The 24,029-nt window shown below is 36.2% G+C and carries 18 protein-coding genes; 10 read left to right on the top strand and 8 right to left on the bottom strand.

Going from position 1 to position 24,029, the window contains the following annotated elements:
* The first annotated feature begins 330 nt into the window (after positions 1–330).
* From CEY12_RS00955 to CEY12_RS00940, 5 genes are all read left to right on the top strand, one after another.
* The gene (locus CEY12_RS00955) at positions 331–2,670 is read left to right on the top strand and encodes a TonB-dependent receptor (protein ID WP_089025917.1); all 2,340 of its coding nucleotides are present in this window, start codon (positions 331–333) and stop codon (positions 2,668–2,670) included.
* A gap of 3 nt (positions 2,671–2,673) precedes the next feature.
* Positions 2,674–3,207, top strand: coding sequence for a DUF4249 family protein (locus CEY12_RS00950; protein ID WP_228409759.1), 534 nt, complete (start codon positions 2,674–2,676; stop codon positions 3,205–3,207).
* Positions 3,204–3,488, top strand: a complete 285-nt coding sequence (locus CEY12_RS22530) for a DUF4249 domain-containing protein (protein WP_228409758.1) — start codon at positions 3,204–3,206, stop codon at positions 3,486–3,488. The genes CEY12_RS00950 and CEY12_RS22530 overlap by 4 nt, the downstream gene beginning before the upstream one ends.
* 270 nt (positions 3,489–3,758) lie before the next feature.
* Positions 3,759–4,739, top strand: coding sequence for an amidohydrolase family protein (locus CEY12_RS00945; protein WP_089025916.1), 981 nt, complete (start codon positions 3,759–3,761; stop codon positions 4,737–4,739).
* 31 nt (positions 4,740–4,770) lie between these two features.
* Positions 4,771–5,643: a helix-turn-helix domain-containing protein gene (locus CEY12_RS00940; RefSeq protein ID WP_089025915.1), complete on the top strand. Its 873-nt coding sequence runs from the start codon at positions 4,771–4,773 to the stop codon at positions 5,641–5,643.
* Between the two features lie 79 nt (positions 5,644–5,722).
* Here CEY12_RS00940 and CEY12_RS00935 read toward each other — a convergent pair whose 3' ends face one another.
* On the bottom strand, positions 5,723–6,907 hold the full coding sequence (locus tag CEY12_RS00935) for an acyltransferase family protein (RefSeq protein ID WP_157676723.1): 1,185 nt from the start codon (positions 6,905–6,907) through the stop codon (positions 5,723–5,725).
* A 425-nt stretch (positions 6,908–7,332) separates the two neighbouring features.
* Between CEY12_RS00935 and CEY12_RS00930 the strand changes: the two genes are divergently transcribed.
* Together CEY12_RS00930 and CEY12_RS00925 are read left to right on the top strand one after the other, a co-directional pair.
* A complete protein-coding gene (locus CEY12_RS00930; protein WP_089025913.1) occupies positions 7,333–8,148 on the top strand; it encodes an SDR family NAD(P)-dependent oxidoreductase in 816 nt (271 codons plus the stop codon).
* Positions 8,149–8,222: 74 nt separating this feature from the next.
* Positions 8,223–9,113, top strand: coding sequence for a helix-turn-helix domain-containing protein (locus tag CEY12_RS00925; protein WP_089025912.1), 891 nt, complete (start codon positions 8,223–8,225; stop codon positions 9,111–9,113).
* A 128-nt stretch (positions 9,114–9,241) separates the two neighbouring features.
* Here the strand turns inward: CEY12_RS00925 and CEY12_RS00920 are convergent, their stop codons facing one another.
* From CEY12_RS00920 to CEY12_RS00905, 4 genes are all read right to left on the bottom strand, one after another.
* Positions 9,242–10,540 (bottom strand): TolC family protein, encoded by a 1,299-nt coding sequence (locus CEY12_RS00920; RefSeq protein ID WP_089025911.1) that lies wholly within the window; start codon positions 10,538–10,540, stop codon positions 9,242–9,244.
* Between the two features lie 51 nt (positions 10,541–10,591).
* Complete coding sequence (locus CEY12_RS00915) at positions 10,592–13,006, bottom strand: ABC transporter permease (RefSeq protein WP_089025910.1); 2,415 nt, start codon at positions 13,004–13,006, stop codon at positions 10,592–10,594.
* A gap of 41 nt (positions 13,007–13,047) precedes the next feature.
* Positions 13,048–13,770 carry an ABC transporter ATP-binding protein gene (locus CEY12_RS00910; protein ID WP_089025909.1) on the bottom strand — a complete coding sequence of 241 codons (723 nt, stop codon included), beginning with the start codon at positions 13,768–13,770 and terminating at the stop codon, positions 13,048–13,050.
* A gap of 87 nt (positions 13,771–13,857) precedes the next feature.
* Positions 13,858–15,099, bottom strand: a complete 1,242-nt coding sequence (locus CEY12_RS00905) for an efflux RND transporter periplasmic adaptor subunit (protein ID WP_089025908.1) — start codon at positions 15,097–15,099, stop codon at positions 13,858–13,860.
* 196 nt (positions 15,100–15,295) lie between these two features.
* Between CEY12_RS00905 and CEY12_RS00900 the strand changes: the two genes are divergently transcribed.
* Together CEY12_RS00900 and CEY12_RS00895 are read left to right on the top strand one after the other, a co-directional pair.
* Positions 15,296–16,639, top strand: a complete 1,344-nt coding sequence (locus CEY12_RS00900; protein ID WP_089025907.1) for a sigma-54-dependent transcriptional regulator — start codon at positions 15,296–15,298, stop codon at positions 16,637–16,639.
* A gap of 115 nt (positions 16,640–16,754) precedes the next feature.
* Positions 16,755–18,068, top strand: coding sequence for a sensor histidine kinase (locus CEY12_RS00895; protein WP_089025906.1), 1,314 nt, complete (start codon positions 16,755–16,757; stop codon positions 18,066–18,068).
* A gap of 43 nt (positions 18,069–18,111) precedes the next feature.
* Here the strand turns inward: CEY12_RS00895 and CEY12_RS00890 are convergent, their stop codons facing one another.
* A complete protein-coding gene (locus CEY12_RS00890; protein WP_089025905.1) occupies positions 18,112–18,738 on the bottom strand; it encodes an FMN-dependent NADH-azoreductase in 627 nt (208 codons plus the stop codon).
* Positions 18,739–18,800: 62 nt separating this feature from the next.
* Positions 18,801–19,385 (bottom strand): Crp/Fnr family transcriptional regulator, encoded by a 585-nt coding sequence (locus CEY12_RS00885; protein WP_089025904.1) that lies wholly within the window; start codon positions 19,383–19,385, stop codon positions 18,801–18,803.
* A gap of 223 nt (positions 19,386–19,608) precedes the next feature.
* Between CEY12_RS00885 and CEY12_RS00880 the strand changes: the two genes are divergently transcribed.
* The gene (locus CEY12_RS00880) at positions 19,609–21,051 is read left to right on the top strand and encodes a tetratricopeptide repeat protein (protein ID WP_089025903.1); all 1,443 of its coding nucleotides are present in this window, start codon (positions 19,609–19,611) and stop codon (positions 21,049–21,051) included.
* Between the two features lie 106 nt (positions 21,052–21,157).
* On the opposite strand, the gene CEY12_RS00875 is transcribed toward CEY12_RS00880, so the two are convergent.
* A complete protein-coding gene (locus CEY12_RS00875) occupies positions 21,158–23,926 on the bottom strand; it encodes a M4 family metallopeptidase (protein ID WP_089025902.1) in 2,769 nt (922 codons plus the stop codon).
* Between the last annotated feature and the right edge of the window lie 103 nt (positions 23,927–24,029).

Raw genomic sequence — 24,029 nt, 5'->3', positions numbered from 1 at the left:
CAAGATGAGCTGAATTTTGTCAACGACTTCTCATAAAGCCAGAATTACAGGCAAAAAGTCACAATTGTTTGAAAAATAATATGACGAAGTACATTTTAAAAACTAAAATACTTACTTTCGCATTGCAGATTTTTAAAGAAAACTATTTTAACCCACAACCAATCACCAAACCAGTAAAATTGTAATCATCTTTTTTTCATACCTGTTTCTCAGTACATCTTTCTACTGGTTTTTCGGTAAAATTGAACTTCTCTTCTTTCCCCATGTAACAAACCATAACTAAATCCTACTACTATTTAAAAAATCTACTACATTAAAAAAATAAACTGAATGCAAACATCCTTTTTTAAAATTGCTGCCGCCTCGGCCGCTCTCTGTTTCAGTACAGTGGTTTTAGCCCAACAGAAATACTCTGTCAGTGGAACTGTGAAAGACAAAAAGAACGGAGAACTGTTGATTGGAGTTACCGTAAAAGTAGCTGAAGATCCCTCGATCAATGTAGTTGCCAATGAATACGGTTTCTACTCTCTATCCTTACCGGAGGGAAATTACACCATGATTATTTCTTATCCCGGCTATAAAGATTTTGAGCAACCTATAAAAGTTGATCAGAATATCAAACTGGATCTTCCCCTAAATCAGGAAGAGGAAGAAAGAACAGCAAAAATTGATGAAGTGATCATATCAGGCGTTAAAAAGGATAAAAACCTTTCTACTGCTCAAATGGGTACTGAGACTTTAAGCATCAAAAACATCGAGAAGCTTCCTGTTTTGTTTGGAGAAAAGGATGTAATGAAAACAATTCAGCTATTGCCAGGGATTAAAAGTAATGGTGAGGGAAACAGTGGATTTAGTGTAAGAGGTGGTGCAACCGACCAAAATCTAATATTACTGGATGAAGCTCCTGTTTATAATGCTTCTCATTTACTGGGTTTTTTCAGTACATTCAACAGTGATGCGCTAAAAGATGCCAGTATTATTAAAGGAAACAGTCCGGCTCAGTATGGAGGACGTTTATCTTCAGTAATGGATGTAAAGATGAAAGATGGAAATAACAAAGACTATAACGTTAATGGAGGAATTGGTTTAATCAGCAGCAGATTAAGTGTTGAAGGACCTATTCAAAAGGAGAAATCATCATTTATTGTTTCAGGAAGAAGAACGTACGCCGATTTATTCCTTAAAGGAAGTGACGATTATAAAGACAGTAAGTTATATTTTTATGATCTTAATTTAAAAGCGAACTACCAGATCAATGAGAGTAACCGCCTTTATCTATCCGGATATTTCGGAAGAGATGTATTAGGAGTAGGAAAAACGTTTGCAACAGACTGGGGAAATACAACAGCAACCCTACGCTGGAACAGCATTATCAGCAGCAAACTATTCTCCAATACATCCATTATTTACAGTGATTATAATTACAAGATCAGCCTTGAAAGTAATGATAATAAGTTTGGCCTAAATTCTGAGATCCAGGACTGGAACCTCAAGCAGGATTTCACATGGTTTGCAGGAAATAAGCATTCCGTTCGTTTTGGTCTTCAATCCATTTATCATACCCTTACGCCAAGCAGTGCTTCAGGCACCAGTGTAAGCAGTTTTCCAAGAAACCCAAGATATTCATGGGAGAATGCAGTATACATCAATGATGATTTTAAAGCTACAGAAAAGCTGACCATTAATTATGGATTAAGACTTTCCGGATTCAGTGTTTTAGGAGGCGATACTTTTAATACTTACGAAAACGGAACTCTGACAGAAAGCAGATATCTTGAAAAGGGGAAATTTGGAAAAACCTATGTTAATCTGGAACCCCGTATTACAGCTAATTACCGGATCAATGAAGTCAGCAGTATAAAAGGAGGATATTCACGTAACACCCAAAATCTACACCTTTTAAGCAATAGCAGCAGTGGAAATCCTACCGATCAGTGGATTGGAAGCAGCTATAACATAAAGCCTGAAATTGCAGATCAGGTAAGTTTGGGATACAGCAGGAATTTCAATAACAACAACTATGAAATTAATGCAGAAGTATATTACAAATCAATGCAAAATCAGATTGACTATAAAAACGGAGCTCAAATTACTTTTGATACCGCCGCAGATATAGAAAGTGAATTGTTATTCGGTAAAGGAAGAGCCTATGGTCTTGAGCTTATCGCAAAAAAGAAAAGTGGAAAACTAACAGGTTGGATTTCTTATACTTTATCAAAAACTGAAAGAAAAATAAATGGTATTAATGACAACGAATGGTACAATGCCAGAATGGATAAGACCCATGATCTGTCAATAGTCGCGACTTATCAGCTAAATCCAAAATGGTCTTTCTCAGGTTTATTTGTTTACAGTACAGGAAATGCAGTTACTTTCCCAACCGGAAAATATGAACTTAACGGACAAACTGTTTTTCAGTACAGCAGCAGGAATGCTGATAGGATGCCAGCCTATCACAGAATGGATCTAAGTGCTACCTATGAGCCAAGTTCCAATTCCAATAAGCGTTTCCGTGGGTCATGGTCTTTTGGTATCTACAATATCTATGGACGTGAGAATGCCTATACGATTACCTTTGAAGATAATCCGAACAATCCGGGAACCACTCGTGCTATGCAGACCTCATTATTCCGTTGGGTACCAAACATCACTTACAATTTCAAATTTTAAATCATGAAGAATACATTTTTTATCATATTATCCCTGCTTTTATTAAACTCTTGTGAAAAAGAGATCGATCTTGATCTTGCTGACAAAAGTGGAAACATTGTTATCGAGGGGAATATAACCAATCAGCCAGGACCTTATATTGTGAGAATAACAAAATCAGTTGCCGTTACACAAAACAATCAATATCCTGCGGTTACCAATGCCCTGGTCACTGTAAGTGACAATACCGGCCAAACTGAAACCCTACAGTATATAGGTGACGGAAAATATCAGACTACTGCTTTTACAGGAGTTACTGGCAGAACCTATACTTTAAAGGTAGAGGCAGAAGGGAAACAATATACTGCTCAAAGCACCATGCCAGCAGAGGTAACTTTTGAAGGCTTGCAACAGGACTCTTTTGTATTTGCCGGCACAACAACCTTTACTCTTTTACCTATTTTCACTGATCCTCCCGCACTAGGAAACCGTTATCTTTTCGGGTTTACAGTAAATAATAAACCTAAGAAAACCTTTAATGTATTTCAGATAACGTGAATAATGGGCTCCCTAACCAAAGACCTTTATTCCTTCCTAATGATGATGGTGATGATCCGGATGATGTTCTGGTAGTACCCGGAGATACCATTCACGTTGAAATGCAATCCATCGACAACAATATATTTACCTATTACAGCGCGCTTCTGGATATTTCCGATGATGGCGGAAGTGGTGTTACTCCAGCTAATCCACCGAGCAATATCAATAATGGCGCACTAGGATATTTTTCAGCACATACCCTAAGCAAAAGAGATTTTGTTATCCAGCAACCTAATTAGTTCTGGAAGGTTCTGACATTCAGACACAGATTAAATGTCTGAAATAAATAATTTAAATCCGGGTAAAAGCTTACTCGGATTTTTATTTTTAGCAACAACATCATTAATCACAATAATTGACATCGAATCCCTCGAAAAGTAACATCAATTCTAATGATATAAAAAAATGTTCATATTCACTTACCGCGATTTGTGCTATCATTTCTATAATTTCTTCATTGATTACGTATCTTTACTCATCTATCTTTGCGTCCATATAAACACTTTATAATGAGAATAGTAACAATAGAAGAGCATATTTCATTCCCCGAAATGAATAGTTTCCTTCCTGATGATATTTTAAATAAAAAACAACCATCCGGCGCTTTACAGCAGATGATACCAAAGCTGGCTGATGTTTCCGGCGATCGTTTACAATCTATGAATGAATCAGGTATTTCAATGCAGGTTCTATCCGTTGAAAATACGGATGTTAATTTACTGGATGGCCAATCTGCTCCGGAATTTGCATCAAAATACAATGATCTTATTGCTGATAAAATAAAAGGTCATCCGGACAGATTTACCGCATTTGCTCATCTTCCAATGGTTAATTCAATTGCTGCAGCAGATGAACTTGAACGAACAGTAAAAACATATGGTTTTAAAGGTGCAATGATCAGAGGCGTGACCAATGGTGAGTTTTTGGATGCTCCAAAATTTGCCCCTATTTTTGAAAGAGCAGAACAATTAGGAGTTCCTGTTTACATCCATCCTGGTATTCCGCCAAAACCTGTGATAGATGCTTATTACAGTAATATTGGAGATCAAACAGGCCCTTTTGATGCCATAGCCTGTTGGGGATGGGGATGGCATTCTGAAACCGCGATTCATGTTTTACGCCTTCTGGTAGCTGGGGTATTTGATACCTATCCTAATCTGAAGATCATTATCGGGCATATGGGAGAGATGTTACCTATTATGTGGGACCGCTCTAATAAAGCATTTCAGCCTGGAAATGGAGGAAAAAATCAACGTACATTAATAGAAACCTTCAAGCAGCAATTGTATATGACAACCAGTGGTATTTTTACACAACCTCCATTACAGATTGCTTTGGACACTATTGGTATAGACAATATTATTTTTTCTATCGACTATCCTTTCAGCACCAATCAGATGGGTATTGATTTTTTAAATGAAATTAAACTTCCCCCAGAACAGATTGAAAAAATTGCCCATAGAAATGCAGACCGTTTGCTTGGCCTGTAAAACAAAATGATTAATACGCTATTTTAAATCTATGAAAAGTATCCCAACCCATCAATTACAGGATAGAACCGATAAGGGTTTTATTATTTTCCCATTTACTCACGAGCAAATCGATAATCAGAAGTCTGAATTAATGGGGGCGCATCGTGATGATCACTATATTTTCTTTATTATGCTAAAAGGCTCGGCATCCACTCTGGTTGATTTTGAAGAAAAGACCATTCATGCCAACCAGCTTTATTATATTTTACCGGAACAGATCCATTACCGCATCCGATCTACTGATGGCAATGGCTGGTATATTGCTGTAGATCCATCATTAATAGAAACGTCATGTCGAAATGCTTTTGAAAGATGGCTTGGTTTTCCGGAACCTGTTGATCTGATTCCTAATGATATCGAAGATTATAATGACTTACTTACAATTTTACACCGGAGAACAATGGATCCTTCTCCGGATAGTCAGAATTTAAATATACTCTATGCCTTACTCCACTCCTTCTTTGAAATGGCTGCAGCAACAGTTCAAACTTCAAAAGATTCTGATGGAAACATTTCAAGAGCTGCAGAACTATCATTCAGATTTAAAAAACTTTTGAACAAACATATCAAAAGATATAAAAGTCCATCTGATTATGCAGGAATGCTTCATATTTCAGAACCTTACCTTAATGAGTCTTTAAACAAATATACCGGTTCTTCTGTTTCATTCTGGATCAAGTACAAAATCGTTATGGAAGCAAAACAACTACTCTATTTTAGCAACCTGAATGTAAAACAGATTGCAAACGATCTGGGCTTTGAAAATCACTCCTACTTTTCAAGGTTCTTTGCTAAAGAAACCGGAATGACAGCCCTTGAATTTCGTAAGAGTTTCAGAAACTCTAATCCGGTGCTCTCGTAAGATATCCATCAGACTGGAAAAATAATCTTATGAAAATAAAGATCACCTCCCTAGACTTTAAAATAAACAATCAACACAATTAAGTGGTAGCTTTTTCAGGCCTTTGGACCAAACTAAACTGATCCCGAAGCCTGGTCATGGGTGATTCATAAAATTGATAGATAATAATGGATAGCAACAAGGTGATTCCCCAGTACAGAGAATACATAACAGGAATTATTATATTATAATTTGTAGTAAAACTCGTCCACGGAATGCTGTAGAGAATCATATCCTTTATTAAAGTCATATGGGTAAGATACATGGAATAAGATAATATACTGATGATCGTAATTATTTTCCCCATATTGCATTTTCTGTTTTTTAAAGTCGTTAAGTAAGGAAGTAGCATTAAAGTACCTAAAGAGGTAAGGCTAAATTCAAAAATAACTTTATATGCACCAGTCAGATCCGGGAATATATTGTTCAGAGAGAAATATTTTTGGAGTACAAATATTCCTATTCCTGCTAAAAATAAATAACCAGGAATTAAATTCCAGTATTTCAAGCAATAATAATTGATATAGGCTCCTATAACCCCATACATAATGCTGTCCAGTCTGAAAATAACGATATGATGAAATGTCCGGGCCTTTTCTTCATCATGATCCAGGAAAATAGTATATCTTAAAAAAGTAACACTACATAATACAATAAATACAACAATAAGAATCGAAATTTTAGGTTTTAATTTAAAAACTAGGATGAACAAAAAAATAAGGGCCGGTATCATGAAATAGAACCATTCCTCCACACTTAAACTCCAGGCTTCAGGAAAATACAAATGGGAGATGTGAAAAAAATTCTGACAAAAGAAATAGTATCTACTCATTTTAACAAATGCAAATGATGCATCTTTAATGCTATAACAAACCATTACAACAGATAATATCAGGAAATAGGTAGGTAAAGTGCGAAACCATCTTCTAATCCAAAAATCCAATAATAGCCTAAAACTGACTTTATCATGTTCCATTTGTTTAATTAAAATCTTACCAATTAATAATCCACTAAGTACAAAAAAAACGGTTACTCCATCGAACTGTACATATTGATGTAATTCTACAATCTTTCTGGGAAACATAAACTTTCCATGATCCATAATCACGACAATAATTGCAAAGGCCCGCAAAATATCCAATCCGAAGATTCGGTCAGTGTTTAATTCTTTTGAAAATAACGAATAGGGATTAAGTACATTAATCAGGTTTAGTTTTTTTTTCATCATATGAATATTTAAAACTCAAGTAAACAGGTACATTTCAGGTGTAAATGATCTATCGATTTAGTTGAATTTGCAGAGGGGAATAAAGAAGATGGCTAAATATTTGAGACTTGTTTTTAGAGTTTTTACATGAGTCATTTTTACGATTGTATTACTTGACAAATAAAAATAAATCAGACCTGTTTTTTTTTAATATATGCGAAAAAGAACCTGGCACAAGAGGTTGAAACTGATAATTTAATATAGCTTAATTTCAGCCATTGTTTTTCATGTGATTCCCTAGAACAAGCTTCTTTATTGATTTTTTCCAATGTCTCCAAGCGTCGTCCTGATGAATTATGATGTAAAAATGTATCAGTACTTCGGATTTTTGTATAAGTCTTTCGCCTTGGCATTGATCTACATTTGTATCAAACATTTTAACAATGGCAAAGACAATTTTTATCACCGGAGCTTCAAGAGGTTTTGGTAAATTATGGGCCGAAGCATTATTGCAAAGAGGCGACAAAGTAATAGCAACTGCAAGAGATTTAAGTACTCTTGACGATCTTGTCAACCGATTTGGTGAAAATATTTTACCCCTTCAGTTAGACGTTAATGATCGTACCGCAGATTTTGCAGCAATTCAGAAAGCGAAAGAACATTTCGGAAGTATCGATATACTGATCAATAACGCAGGTTATGGATTATTTGGTGCTGTGGAAGAGACAACTGAAGAGGAAGCCAGAGCACAGATGGAAACGAATTTCTTTGGTTTGTTATGGCTGAGCCAGGCGGTTCTACCCATTATGCGTGAACAGGGTCATGGACATATCATTCAGCTATCAAGTATTGTAGGTCTTGTTGGGGTTCCTGTACTAAGTTTATATAACGCTTCTAAATTTGCAGTGGAAGGTTTAGGAGAAACACTCGCCGCTGAAGTAAAACATTTTGGAATTAATGTTACTTTACTGGAACCTAACGGTTATGCAACAGATTGGAGTGGAGCTTCTGCTGCACAAACTACTCCAATGCCTGAATATGACGGAGTACGTGCTGCGTTCCAGTCTTCTGTAACAGATGATTTCTGGGGAGTGCCAACGGCAACAACAGCAGCTTTACTTCGATTGATTGACAGTGAAAATCCACCGTTACGTTTATTCTTAGGTAAAAACGCTTATCCAATGGTAAAACAGGCGTATGAAAGTCGTTTTGCAGAATGGGATTCGTGGGCTGAAGTCTCTACAGCAGCGCATGGATAATTTATAACATCAATAATTCTATTCGCAAATCTATGTCATGAAGGTGGCATAGATTTGTTTAACTTGCATTAGTTATGGAACATTTAAAAAGTTTAGGGGATATTCATCAGTTCAACGGTTTTCCAGCGCCGGAAAATCCTTTGTTCAGTGTTTATCAGTGTACCCAGACCTGCCAGATGGGTGACCGACAGTTTATTTCTGATTTTTATATGATCGGTTTCAAAAAACTGAAATCAGGAATTATTATGTACGGCCGTACCAAATATGACACAGACAATGGCAGCATGATGTTTATTAAACCCCGTCAGGTGGTAGAATTCAAAAGCGTGGAATATGATGAAGATGCCTTTATTATGTTTATCCACGAGGATTTTCTGCACGGTCATTATTTACATTCTGAGATCAGTAAATATGGTTTCTTTGATTATGAAACCAACGAAACACTGCACCTTTCTCCATCAGAAGAGCAGATCATGTGGGATCTGTATTATAAAATTGAAAAAGAATACCACAACAATGCTGATGAATACAGCCGTGATATTATTCTGGCACATATTGATTCGATGTTGAAGTATTCACAGCGATTTTATAAACGGCAGTTCATTAACCGTACTGAACTATCGAAAAAAACGGTGTCAAAATTCAATGAAGCCATAGCCAACCATTTTAAAAATGACCTCCCCCTTTCCCAAAGGTTGCCTTCCGTTACCGCATTGGCATCTCAACTTAGCATGTCTCCGCGCTACTTAAGTGACTTACTTAAGCAGGAAACGGGAAAAACAGCCATCGAACTGATCCATATTTATCTGATCAACGAGGCTAAAAACCTTCTTAAAACAAATGATAGCAGGGTTTCAGAAATAGCCTATGAACTGGGTTTTGAAAACCTTCCTTATTTTTCAAGATTGTTTAAAAAAGAAACAGGAATAACTCCTAACCAATTCAAAAAAGGACTCCTGAACTGATCATAAATCTCATATAATATGCATATAAAACAAAGGCTATCCGGAAAATCCGGATAGCCTTCTAGATATGATAAATGAATGAATGTTTTTTATCATTAAAAATGTATAGAAAATATAATTTTCTTCAATTACAAACCAGACTCCAGCACCTTTAAGAGTTCTGTTTGCTGAATGACCTCATTTTTGCTGCTGATCAGGTTATAATTCGCCTGAAGCCATCCATTTCTGACAACGAAAAATGTATATGCATCCATCAGGCCTTCCCGATACTTCTCTTCAGATTTCTGAAATGAAAGTTTTTGATTTTCAAAATTGGCATCCAAAAGATTATATTTTTCCTGAGCATTTAGAAATTGAGCTTTGATCGAATTAATAGTCTGGGTAAGATTATTGATGACCAGTTCTTTGTCTAAATTTGAATTAATCGTATTGAGTTTAGCAATCTCAACATTCGTTTTCACCTGTAACTTATTAAAAATGGGAATATTGAGTCCGAATGCGAGAGACTGATTTTTATTCTGTGAAAACTGATCTGAGAAGCTAACTGTCTGAACATCATTTTTTCCTAATGCTTTATTATAAAAACTCGACCAACTGTAGCTTCCATTTAATGTCGGTAAATAACCGGATCTCGCGACTTCTTCTCTTTTTCTCATTGCGGTAATCTCGGCCATCGCAGATTGATACGCAGGATTTTTTTCAAGTAGCTTTTTTGTAAAGTCCGTATCCTGAAACTCAGCTCCGGCAAGAGCCTTTTCATCGTCCAGTACAAAATCTATAGAATCCGTGGTAACTGCTACAGCATTCAGAAGGTTAATTTTCGCAAGATCACGCTGGTTCTTTGCTGACACCCACTGTTCCTGTAATGTTCCCAAGTTAGCTTTGATATCATACACATCACTTTTGGGTCTGTTTCCAATTTCGACTTCCTTCTCTGTACGCTTGATCTGGTCTTCAATCCCTGAGATTTGAGTTTCCAGCACATTCAGCCAGCTACGGCTATTCTGATAGGTAAAGAACATTTGAATAACATTCAGTTTTACATCATTCTGAGCCTGTTTAAGTTTATAGGTACTGGTTTCTTTATTAAGCCTGGACAAAGATATATTTAAGAAATTCTTCCAGTTGAAAAGCTCCCAATCTGCCCTCACATTAAGCTCGTCATATTGCGTATTTAGAGCTTCCCTCTGGTTGCTTGATTGGTTGATGGAAGAGCCAAAACTATAATTATGCTTCACCCCAGCTTCTGCAGAAGGTAACAACATTCCTTTTGAAGCAATGATCAGTTTTTCGTTCTTTGTAACAGTAACGGTAGCCTGCTTTATCAGTGGATGGTGCGTCGTTGCATACTCCAGACTTTGTTGCAGGTTCCATGTTTGCTGGGCCGGAAAAAGGCCAACAAAAAATATGAAAATGAAATTTTTCATGAGACGTTAAGATTTTAAATCTACTCTAGATAGTTAATGATAATGGACGGATTACTCATATTTGAGGTATTTAACAAGATTGACTTTCGTCGCTTTATACGCTTTGATGCTAACCACAGCAAATGTCAATGCAAGCAGTACACAAAAGCTTATCATAAACGGCCAAACCGGCATATCAATTCTGTAGGCGAAATCTTTAAGCCACTCGTTCATGAGGAAATAACTGATTGGAATACTGATCAGAACAGCACTTACTGCAATCCAAAGAAACTGTTTTGTCAATCCAAAAATCAGGATACGGTCTGATGCACCTAATGTTTTCCTGATTGCCACTTCCTTTAGTTTCTGCTCAATCATTAAAGAAGAAAGGGCAAAGAGTCCTAATAAAGCCACCATCAATACCATTGCATTAAGAATAGAAAATGTAGTTTTCTGTTTCTGATACTGCACAAAGGTTCTGGCAAATCTTTGATTAACAAAATAATACTCAAAAGGATACCCGGGTTCTACAGTATTTTCCCAGTATTTCTTAATATTGTTGACGGTGCCTTCAATATCGTCAGGCTTCACTTTCACCTGAATATTATATACATCAAATCTTTTACGATCTGTTTCTTTATAGTGGAAAAATGCAATCGGCTCTACTTTAAGTTTAAGATTTCTGAAATTAAAATCTTTGACGATACCAACAACTCTGTATTTTTTTTCATCATCAAATCCTGGAGTGTAAGTACCATCAAGTACCTGATCGTCAGTCCAACCAAATTTTCTAACGAATGCTTCATTGACAATCATATTATTGATCGTATCAGAGGCCAATTCAGGATTCAGCCATCGTCCCTTCACCAGTTTCACCCCCATAAATTGCAGATAATTATAATCCATCGTACTGTAGTCAGAATTAATCGTCTGGTTCTTACTGTCCATATTTGAACTGCTTCGCCTGTTGCTTCCGGCAACTGCCTCACCATAAGAAACTGTTTCAACACCGTCTATTTTTGAAAGTTGGGTTTTCAGACGTTCATATTTCAACCATGGTTTCGGGCTATTTTCATTGAAGGTAATAAGCATGATTTGTTTTCCATCAAAACCCAGATCTTTATTCATCATATGTTTTACCTGGCTGTCTACAATCAGGCCTCCGATAATAAAAAATGAAGAAATCATCAGTTGCAGGGTAAGAATTCCGTTTCTTAACCAGATCCCATGTTTGCTTCGTGAAAAATTTCCTTTCAGGGTTTCAATGGCTTTGAAACTGGAAAGATAGAAGGCAGGAATAAGCCCGGATATTAAAGTTACGATAACGGCCATGCCCAGTGAGTAAACGAAGATATGCCAGTCATTCAGTTTGACTTCTTTACCAAAGAACTTGTTGAAATTAGGAAGTAACAGCTCCGTTAAAGCCAACGAAAGGAAATACGACAACATGCATATCATAAAAGTCTCCAAAAGAAACTGCATGATTAAAGAAGACCTTGTCCCTCCGATCGCTTTTCTTACTCCCACTTCTTTACCTCTCTGTGAAGCTTCAGCTGTTTTTAAATTAATAAAATTGATGGCGGATAAAATAACGATCATTACTGACAGAAAGAATAGAATGAGTATGGTTTTGAAATCTCCCACTCCGAACCATGACGCTTTTGCATGCAGCCTGATCTTATCCAAAGGAGTCAATAGTCCATCGTTAGGGCCGTATTTTTCCAAAAACTGTTCGATGGTTATACCCAAAGGTTTAGCCTCAATAGCTGACCTGATTTCAATAATATCTCTCTTAAACTTCTGTTCAAAAACAGCAGGATCCGTACCTTTTTTCAACATAAAGAAAGATCCATACTTGAAATCGCTCCAATGTTCCCTGTCACTTCTCAGCTGCTCCACCGGATTGATAATAAATTCAGGTTTTATCTGAGTGTTCCCCTCAGGAAGTTCATATACCGCAGTAACTATGTACTCTTTATTTTCAATTTTTATTGATTCACCCGCTACATTGGTTCTCCCGAATAACTTCATTGCCGTCTGCTTAGAAATAGCAATGGATGTTTCTGTTTTCAAAGCATCTTTAGTGTCTCCCGCAATAATTTTAAACGGAAAAAAATTAAAGAAGCTTTCGGATGATAAAAGTCCGTCTTTCTGATAAGCTGTCCGGTATTTTGTGGTCATCTTATACCCTGATGGACTGCTGAAAAGCAGATAATCCAGAACTTCAGGAATTTTTTTAGAAGCACTCACCGCCATTGGATAAGATATGGTACTTCCATAAGCATTATCTTTTTTGGTGAAGAACTGAAAAGCATAGATCTGATCCTTTTTAGGATTCCATTTTTCATAGGACTCTTCGTCATTCCAATGCATCAGAATCATCATAAAACCTGTAAGACCTACCGTAAGTCCAAATATATTGATGATCGTGGACAGCGCATTTTTTTTATAATTGACCAACGCAATTTTGAGCCAGTTTTTAAGCATAATTGTATGTATTAATAATGAATGTGGTATACTCTCCTGATTTATTCAAATTCTGCAGCATTTGCTTTTGCAAATACATCTTTTCTCTGAGAGGCATGCTCTTCATTAAAAATTTCTCCGTCTTTCATATTGATAATTCTCGAAGCATAGCCTGCATCGTATGAAGAGTGTGTTACCATTACAATGGTAGAGCCTTCTCTGTGAAGTTCAGCCAAAAGGTTCATGACTTCGTTTCCATTAGAACTGTCCAGATTTCCGGTCGGTTCATCTGCAAGGATCAGTTTAGGTTTCGTCACCAGGGCTCTCGCTACAGCCGCCCTTTGCTGTTGTCCTCCGGAAAGCTGTTGTGGATAATGTTTGGCTCGGTGGCTGATGTTGATTTTCTCTAAGATTTCATCAACTCTCTTTTTTCTTTCTGATGAAGACACTCCATTATAAATTAAGGGAAGCTCTATGTTTTCGTAAACGTTTAGTTCGTCTATAAGATTAAAATTCTGAAAAATAAAGCCTATATTTTTTTTACGGACATCCGATTTTCCTCTCTCACTCAGCCCTACCATTTCATTTTCTGAAAACCGGTAAGAACCTTCGGAAGCGGAATCAAGAAGTCCCAGGATATTTAAAAATGTTGATTTACCACAGCCGGAAGGCCCCATTATGGCTAGAAATTCCCCTTCTTTAATACTAAGGTTTACTTTATTTAATGCATGAGTCTGCACATCTTCTGACTGATAAATTTTTGAAAGATTATGTATGTTGATCATTGTAGTTCTATTTATTTGTTATGGTATTGATTCGATTATTAATTGCTATTCAACCAGTGCAATACTGAGTTAAATGTATTCATATTTTTACTTTTTTATGTCGAGGATCTCATATTTTTTAAGATCAGAATAGTCGGATGTAATTATGGTTTCTCCTGACTTCAATCCGGATTTTACTTCATAGTACAGTGGATTTTCTCTTCCTAAACTGATATTTCTTTTTTCAGCTTTATTTCCCTTGACCACAAATACCCATTTTCCATTGGTGTCTTTGTAAAAATTCCCTTTAGGAATCATAGTACTTTGTGTATCTGCCGAAAGTTTTAGTTTAACTCCGAAAGTCATCCCAATTTTCAGATTTTCAGGTTTCTTATGCGTAAAGTTAAGCTCTGCAGAAAATTGTCCGTCTTTTACTTCAGGAAGAATTTTGGTAATGACTACCTCATAATCAGCTCCATTATTATCAAGCATTCCCTTGATCCCATTCTGTAATTTATTAATGTAATATTCATCCACTTTAGCCACCAGTTTATAGCCGTCCATCAGGTCTATTCTTCCGATACTCTGCCCGCTTGTCAGATTTTCGCCTGCTGTAATGGTAAAAGAAGATAGCCGTCCGGAAGCAGGTGCAGTAATGAGGAAATTATTTTTGTTGGAACTTAAGATGGTAAGACTCCTATTCATCTCTCCCATTGAAGAATTGACTGCCGCCATCTGGGAGTTCCTGGAATTCTTCTCACTTGTAAATCCTTTCTCTACAATTGACTTCCGCTGTTTTTGATAATTAAGATTCTGTACGCTGATATCATAATCAGTTTTTTTTCCAATCTCCGCATCATAAAGACGTTTCTGAAGATTAAAGTTTTGAAGTGCTGTATTATAATCATTCTGGGATTGCAGCAGTTCTTTATCCTGAGCCAGTTCCTGATTTTTCAATTCAAGAAGTGTGCTTCTCATCTGACTGATCTGTTGCAGGATTCCATTTTGTTGATTCATGTAGTTGAATTCTGTATTGGGATTATAAACCCTTGCAATAGGTTGACCCTTGATCAGCATCTGACCATCCTCAGCAAAAATTTCTTTTACAGCCCCGCCTTCTAAAACATTCACCAGTGAAGAATTAAGGGATTGTGTCTGTGCAGTAACCATTAGCATATCCTCAAACTTTCCCTGAGTCACTTTATCCGTCTGGATATCTTCTGCTGCAACATTATAGGTTTTCTTCTGTTGGGTAAAATATAACCCAGATAGCGATAATATGACCACTCCTGCCAATCCGCCTAAAACAAATTTTAATTTCGATTTCTTTTTTACTATTTTCGTATCCATAATAAGATGTAACTTATTTCATTACAATAGATTACACAATGAAAATGCCAGAAAAATATAAATCTGTAAGTCCCTGAAAATCTGGAATAATATTTTTAGAGCTATGGAACTAACTGTCCGATACCGGACACTTTTTGTTCAGAAATGAACAGTTTTTCATGATAATGAATTAATTTTAATATACTTAATCTATACTATGCGAAAAAAAGAAGCCCATATTCTAATTGTGGACGATGACGAAGATATTTTGTTTTCTGCAAGAGTCTGGCTCAAAAAGTTTTTCACTGAGGTCAGCTGCCTCAGCAAGCCTGCCCAGATCATGAAATTCATGACTGAAAGTCAGATTGATGCGGTGGTATTAGACATGAATTTCAGAAAAGGATTTGAAAGTGGCCAGGATGGCCTGTATTGGATGAACGAGATTAAAACCCTTGAACCCCATCTTCCTATTATTTTAATGACCGCTTATGGTGAAGTAGAATTAGCTGTAGAAGCATTAAAAAAAGGAGCCTCTGATTTTATTTTAAAACCCTGGAACAATGAAAAGTTATATGCCTCAGTAAATCTGGCTGTTGATATTTCAAGAAAAAATAAAAAGCTCAGTCAATGGGAAAATGTGAATCAAAAAAACAGTCAGTATCAACTGGAGAGCCACTCTCTGAAAATGAAGGAGGTTCTTGAACAGATCAAAAAGGTAGCGCCAACAGATGCTAACGTCCTTCTTTTAGGAGAAAACGGAACCGGAAAATATGTATTGGCTGAATCCATTCATGAACAGTCGGAAAGAAAAAATCAACCTTTTGTTCATATTGACTTAGGCAGTATTTCAGAAAGTCTTTTTGAATCTGAATTATTTGGTTATAAAAAGGGAGCATTTACAGATGCTTATCAGGATTATGCAGGGAAAATCGAGAATGCTCAAAACGGAACGGTTTTTCTCGATGAGATCGGAAATCTTCCCCTTCAGCTTCAGACAAAATTGTTGAGTCTGATCCAGAACAGGAAATTATCCAGATTAGGAGAATCTAAAGAACGTTTACTGGATGTCCGTTTCATTTTTGCAACGAATGAAAACCTGAAAAAAGCGGTGGCTGAAAACCGGTTTCGTCAGGATCTGTATTACAGGATCAATACTGTGGAAATTCAGATTCCGGCATTAAGGGAAAGACAGGAGGATATCGGTCTTTTAGCGCATTATTTTTTAGACCGTTATAAACAAAAGTACCATAAACCGAATCTGGAGCTGACCGATGATTTGCTGTTTACCCTTAAAAATTATCCATGGCCGGGAAATATCCGTGAACTGGATCATTGCCTGGAAAGAAGTGTCATTCTTTCAACTGATAACAACCTTCAGCTCCTGATGCCACAATTGGAAGAACATGAACATACCATTATCAATCTCAACATTGAAGAAATGGAAGAAGTGCTCATCAAAAAAGCCTTAAAAAAGCATCGCGGAAATATTTCTCTGGCGGCTGAAGACCTGGGACTTTCAAGGGCAGCATTGTACAGGAGAATGGAGAAGTTTGGGATATGAGGGAGATGAGTTTCGGGGTACGGGTTTCGAGGTACGAGATGCGGGATGTCCAGCACCTAACACCTAACACCTAACACCTAAAATTAAAGACTACAATTAAAATACATAGAAAATAATGAGTAGACATAATTACCAATGGTTCCTTTATAATTTCTTTGCGATCCTAAGCGGAATTGCATGTTACCATTTTTTCCTGGAGGGAAAGTGGTTCAGTGCAATTCTTTTTGCGGGACTTATGATTGCCTTTTTAGTTTTCATAAATTATTCATTAACAACCCAGCTTGCAAAAACTGAAAAAATAATCTCATCCATCCGAAGAAAAGACTTTTCATTATTTCCAAAAGAAGATGGAACAGAACTTTTAGACAGCAGCATTCGCTTATATTACCAAAGTAAACAGGAACAATTATCCCAATCTTCCTTACAGCTTCTTTATGAGAGTATTCTGGATCAGATGGAAACAGGCCTTATGATCCTTTTGGAAAAAGATAAAAACTGGGATGTATTTTATGTAAACGGAGCTTTTCTTGATATTTTACAGGTTCCCAAATACAATACCTGGAGTCCATATGCATCAAAAGTTCCTGAATTTTATAAGATTATTGAAGATACAGGTTATACCAGTTCTCAGGAGTTTTTTGACATTTCCATCCAGGGAAACTCCAAACAGTCTTTCTCACTAAGAACAAAACAGGTGAAAAATATACAACACCGTTTTTATATTATCACGCTTGAATCTGTTCAAAAAATCATTGAACAAAAGGAGAAAATGGCTTGGAATAATTTGATGAAAGTGCTTTCGCATGAACTTCTCAATACGCTGACCCCCGTAAACAGCCTGATACAGAATCTGGAATATATCAGTAATCAGGAAACTGTAGACAAGGAGGATCAGCAGGAGATGAAGGAAAGCCTGATGATCATTAATTCAAAATCGAAACAGCTTCTAAGGTTTGTGGATGATTACCGTCAGGTTGCAGAATTACCTAAACCTGTTTTCTCTCCTGTTTCCCTGAAAAAAGTAATTGAATCCGCCGTGAGCTTTTTAAAACCTGAATTTGAAAAACAGAACATTTCAATAATTCTGGAAATAGAAGACTTTAGGGTTCCTGCTGATGAGAAAATGATCGAAAGGAGCCTCATCAACCTTTATCTCAATGCCATTTTTGCCGTTTCTGAAAAAGAGCATAAAACGATTAAAACAAGTGTAAGATCACACAACAACCGGATCATTATCAGCATTACAGACAATGGCTCCGGTATTACCCCGGAAATTAAGGACAAGATCTTCCTTCCGTTTTTCACTACAAGAGCTACCGGATCAGGAATCGGGCTAACGCTTACTAAAAGCATTATGGAAGCCCACGGTGGCTATCTTAATTATCAGGCATTGGAAGAAGGCAGTAGTTTTGAGTTGTGGTTTTTATAACGATCAATTTTAATGTTCCGGTGGGATTAAAAAAATCCCACTTTTATTCAATTAAACTTATTCTATCAAAAATCTCTTTTTTGGAATTTTCGAATATTTCCCCACCAAATTCTTCGTTATCCAAAGAAAATACTGTTATGTCTTTTATTCCCATAATTCCGAAAATAAATTTCAGGTAGGTTGTCTGAAAATTCATATGTTCATTCTTCTCTCCTTCTCCATAGCCGGTATCTCCTCTACTCGATAATATAAATATTTTTTTATTTTCAAGTAAACCAACATAATCACCATCAGGAACTCCCGATCTGAACTTCCAGGTTTTATTAAACCTCATCACCTGATCAATGTATGCTTTCAATCCGCTGGGAAGCGACCAGTTATACATAGGGGTTGCAATCACATACAGATCATGTGCTTTCAACTCATCCACCAGTTCATCGCTTAGTTTCAATGCTTTTTGATTTTCTTCGGTTCTGTCTGCGGGTTTCGTAAAAGCTCCTGCAATCCATGATTCATCTATCCCCGGAATGAGTTCGGTTCCAACTTCCCTGTAAGTGAACAGATCTTCAGGATATTTCGACTGCCAGTTGTCTACAAAAAGTTGAGACAGTTTCCGGCTGTAGGATCTTTCATTTCTAACGCTTGCGTTAATGATCAATACTTTATTCATATGCTTCGTAATTATTATGAAGCAAAATTCCCGATTAATAAGTAAAGAAAAATTGACCTAGTTCAAGAGGATTTATTTTTTTTTCGCAGTCTGCTTATAAATTCAGCTGAGATTCCTAAATAAGATGCAATCAAATACTGAGGAACTCTGGAAGCAATATTGGGATAGGTTTCTAAAAAATCAAAGTAACGGTGTTCCGCATCATAAATATTATTGTAAATGATCCTCTTTTGCATGGCAACCAGATAGCCTTCCAATATAAGGCGGAAATACCTTTCCAATTTCGGAATTTTACTCAAAAGCTGCTGAAAGGAATGGTAGCTAATCTGCAAAACAGTTGTTTTTTCAAGTGCCTGTATATTGTAGATAGAAGCTCTTTGTTTGGAAAAACTGTCGATATCTGTTGCCCACCAGTCATCGATAGAAAAATAAAGAATTTCTTCGTTTCCATTTTCAGAATTGATATAAAATGCTTTTAACAGACCTGAAATGACGTAATTATCATACCGGCAAACCTCTCCGTTTCTTAAAAGATAGTCTCCTTTTTCCAGTGTTTTCTCAGTCCAGAAACTATCAAAAGTTAAAACTTCCTCGGCGGTTAAGGTTACATACCTCGAAATATTTTTTATTAAAGCACTTTCTTTCATGTGATGTTCACCTATTAATGGTTATGCTAAACAAATTTACACGAATATTCTCAGATGGTTCTATATACTTTCTGTCGTTTCCAATATACACCTGATCAGTACATGCACTAAATAAAAATGCACTATTTAACAAAAAACACAAAAAATATTTGTATTTTTCAGGAATTGCAACGAATTCGTTGCATAAAAACCATTTTTCACCACAATTACGATATTTATAATAATGAAAAAACTCTTACTTTTTTTATGGCTACCCCTTTCCTTTTATTCTCAAAAGCTGACGACCAAAGAAATCGATCAGAAACTCAAACAGACTGAAACTATTTTTGCCTCCGGAGATACCGAAAAATTCATTGCCACAAGCCTGGATTTATTTGAAAAGGCAAAAGCTATTGATTATTCCAAGGGTAAAGTGACGGCTGGCCTGAATCTCTCTTATGGTTATAACAGGCTTAATCAATTCAAAAAAAGCATCTATTATCTGCATTTACTGGAAAGGGAAAATACGACTGAAGATCTCAATACCCAGATTGATATCAACAGATTATTTGGTAATAATTATTATGGCGTTAAAATGTATGACGAAGCGATAGTAAAGTATAAGAAAAATATTCTTCTTGCCAGCGAAATTAAGGATGATTCGGCAAAAATATATCAGTCTACAATAGCAATGATTGATTTAGCTACCACTTATTGTGATAAAAAAAGTTATGATTCGGCAACTATTTTTGGTAAAAGGGCGATTAATATATTGCAAAAGAAGAAAAAGATCTGCTCCTGTTTTGAAACCAATTTAAAAATAGCAACATTGAATTTGGCCGGTGTTAAAATCAAGGAACAAAAGATAGACTCCGCAAAATACTTCATTAAATCAGTCCAGTCATTGCCAACGAATCTGGGATTTTACGAGTTTAAAACCTATAAAATTTTAGCACAGATCAATAATGCTGAAAAGAAATATGACTCTGCTATATCTTATTATAAGAAATCAATAGAACTTGCAAAGAAAATAAAAGGGTCTAATTATCTCCCGGATTTGTATTTACTCATTTCAGATGCCTACCATAAAGTAGGTGATTCAAAAAATGCACAGGATAATTTACGCTTGTATACAATTCTCAATGACAAAATTAAGGAAACCGAGGATAAAAACTTGAAAGACACAGTTCAGCTTCTTGTTGACGAAAAGCGAAAACCTTTAGAAGCAAAAACAGAGTACATTATCAATTGGGGGCTTGCAGCTACTGTAATTATTCTGCTGCTGATTATTGTTTTAGTAGTTAACAGGCGGCTTCATAAAATGCAAAAAAATATTTTAATCAATAATATCAATGAAAAGGAAAATGCCAGCAAAGCACTGTCTCAGAAATTAAATCTTGCTTTTGATGAAGTGATACAATTGGCTAAAAGCGATGATCCTTCATTTATTACAAGATTTCAGGAAGTATATCCGGCTTTGTTTCCTAAGTTAATAAGCATTGAACCTCAGCTTCAAAATTCAGAATTAAAGTTCTGTGCTTTTATTTATCTTAACTTTTCCACAAAAGATATTGCCACCTTTACTTTTGTCCAGCCCCAATCTATTCAGATCAGAAAAAACAGATTAAGAAAAAGATTACAGATCTCCTCCGAAGAAGATCTTTACATCTGGATGAAGAATATCTAAATAACATCTATTATATCTATCTAAAAAAAACAGCCGTGGAAATAATTCCACAGCTGTTTGATATTCATTTATTTTTAATCCCGTAGGAATCTTTAAAAATCAGTGATTAATTTTTAATAATTTTCTGAGTACTTTTCTCTTTACCATTATCCAATGACAGTATATAAACTCCCTTAAGTAATGATTCTACATGAATAGATTGAGATTGTGTCTCTCCTGACAACACTACTTTTCCAAGAGCATCAATAAGCTGATATTTGAACTCGGAATTGAAAGCAGATTTAATCTTAATAACATCATTTACCGGATTTGGATAAACGCTGATCGTATTATTCGTAGCTGCAGACTCAGAAATCAATGAACTGATTCCACCTGCTGAAGCTATTCTCAATGTATAATCTTCAACTTGTCCGTAATCAAACGTTCCACATGATGAAGTTGGCAGTGAGTTGTATCTCATAATTACTCTCATTCTTGTATTCCCTGTAATCGCTGTCGTTGGAATGGTTATATTTCCTGTAACAGGAGATGTTGTACTTGCTGTTTTAGACCATGCCAGCTCTCCGCTATCTGTAAAATCACCATCACCGTTATAATCGATATAAACAGCATATGCTTCACTGTACGTCCATGACGACCAGAACGGAGTGATACTGATAGAATAGGTATTTCCTTTTACAACATTTCCTACTGTAGAAGTAAAGTTCTCATATCCTGTTGTTCCGGTTGAAGCTTTATTAATGTCTGCAAATTTCACATTACTGATACGCTCATCAGATGTAGAATTGGCTGAAGATGAACAATAAGTCGTCGTAGTTCCACCAGATTGAGTGGTTACATTTACAGTATTACTTGCTCCTGAAATATTTCCTGCAGCGTCTTTGGCTTTTACCGTGAAGCTATAAGAAGTGGCAGGTGACAATCCTGTTACTGAATAAGTTGTAGCTGTTGTAGTAGATCCTAAAAGACTTGTTCCTCTGTATACATCATAGCCGGTTACTCCTACATTATCTGTAGAACCGCTCCATGAAAGTACGGTGGAATTCTGTGTTGTAGAAGATGATGTCAATTGAGGTGCAGTAGGAGCCTGAGTATCTGTTGTTGGATTTCCTCCACCCGTGTATGCCTGCCCTAAACCTACCGCATAAAATGCATTCTGCGTTGCAATATGCTCTGCTGAATCAGCACCAAAAAGATCTTTAGCTGACTGAATTCCGTACGTTAAAGCATTATTATAATTAGAATTGGAAGTAAGATAAGAAGTTTCTAATCTATAAACGATCTTGGCCGCTTTTTCAAATCCTATTCCGCTCACTGTAAAGTTGCTTCCAATATCATTTGTTCCGGAACCTCCCATTACCAAAAGATAGAACCAATAGTTCAGTACACCGCTGTTATAGTGAACTCCACAGTTATCATTGGTATCAGGATTTGGAGTACATGAATTACTGGCATCTTTCCAATAAGTCCCTTTGTAGGTATCCGGCTGTTTTGATAATCCTGAATTCGGATTGCTCATCGATCTTAAATAATTAGGTGATACTTTAGTAATATCCTCACCAATTAAAAAGTTTTGCTTATCCGGTGCATACATATTTTCAACTACTGTTCCCCAGATATCAGAAAGTCCTTCGTTTATAGCGCCTGACTCTCTCTGATAAACAAGATTCGCTGTGGTCTGACATACCGCGTGTCCCAATTCGTGAGCTGTAACATCAAATGCACCAAGGGGCTTAAAGTTAGTAGCTCCGTCACCATATACCATTGCGCTTCCTGTCCATGCTGCATTCTCCCAGGAATTTCTTACGTGTACATAACTATTCAATACCGCTCCCTGATTATCATAGCTATTTCTGTTAAATGCACTTTTGAAATAATCATAGGTCTTTTCTACACCCCAGTGCACATCTAATGCAACATCATTCCCTGTTGAAGAATGCTCTGCCGTAGTCCAGTTGTTATCAGTATCTGTTATATCGTTTTTTGTAAGACTGGTATAGTTTGCATTATTGTTGTTATAGGTATTTACTCCCCCTCCTCTTGTATTATCTCTTAAAGTATATTTACCATTCACAAGGGTGGTTTCTATGGATTTAGTTCCACTGTATTTTGTCTGGGCAGTTCCCGCAACAAAAATTGATGCAAAATTTTCTTTTGTTTTATTTTCAGCTCCAATAGAAGCACTGTTTTTCAATTCTTTTCCATGGGCATTTTCTCCAGCATGCTTCATGATCGGATCATTTAGCAGTACAGCTCCTGATTGGGCATCTACATAAATATGAGATCTTACAAAAGGTTCAGCTGAAAAAATATCAAACTTATATGATAGAATAAGCCTGTATTTTCCATTGGACGCTTCAACAGGAATTAAAACAAGCTCACCTTTCGGCTGATAACCGATTTCTTTTCCATAAGGAGTAGTACTCATCAGCGTTTTAGAGCCTACAGATTTTATAGCTGTATTAAGTGCGGCAGATTCTGAGACAGTCGGCTGGGTATTTACATTACCTGTATCATACATTTCACCGTTCATGCTTACCAAGTTACCTTTTATATAGTGCAATATATAATTGGCAAACTCAACCTTAATTCCATTGTGGTAAAGCTGGTATCTTTCATCAGAAAAATCACTGAACAGTTTTGCTGATTCAGTTTTAACCATTTCAGATCCGGCAGGAAGGTTTAAAACCTCCGAGAAGAATTTCTTATTATCCGATAAAGCTAAATCTTTAGCAGCAGTACCAGAATTAAATGTAATAAATGATGACCTTCCGTCATTGCTAGTGATTTTTTGCTCAATAAATCGTTGAGCGTGCAAAGAAATACCACTTACTAACAGTGGAATAAAAATTGCAAAAGTTAATTTGTTTTTCATAAATAAATCTTTTGTTTGGTTGTTTTTAAAAAAAGTTTCACATTTCAATAGTCATTATAAAAGTGATATTTTGCACAATTCACTTGATCATGATTCTTGATTT

This window comes from Chryseobacterium sp. T16E-39, assembly GCF_002216065.1.
In the GTDB taxonomy this organism is placed as follows: Bacteria; Bacteroidota; Bacteroidia; order Flavobacteriales; family Weeksellaceae; genus Chryseobacterium.
The sequence above is the reverse complement of the archived record's forward strand: the minus strand, read 5'-3'. Positions and strand labels throughout refer to the sequence as shown.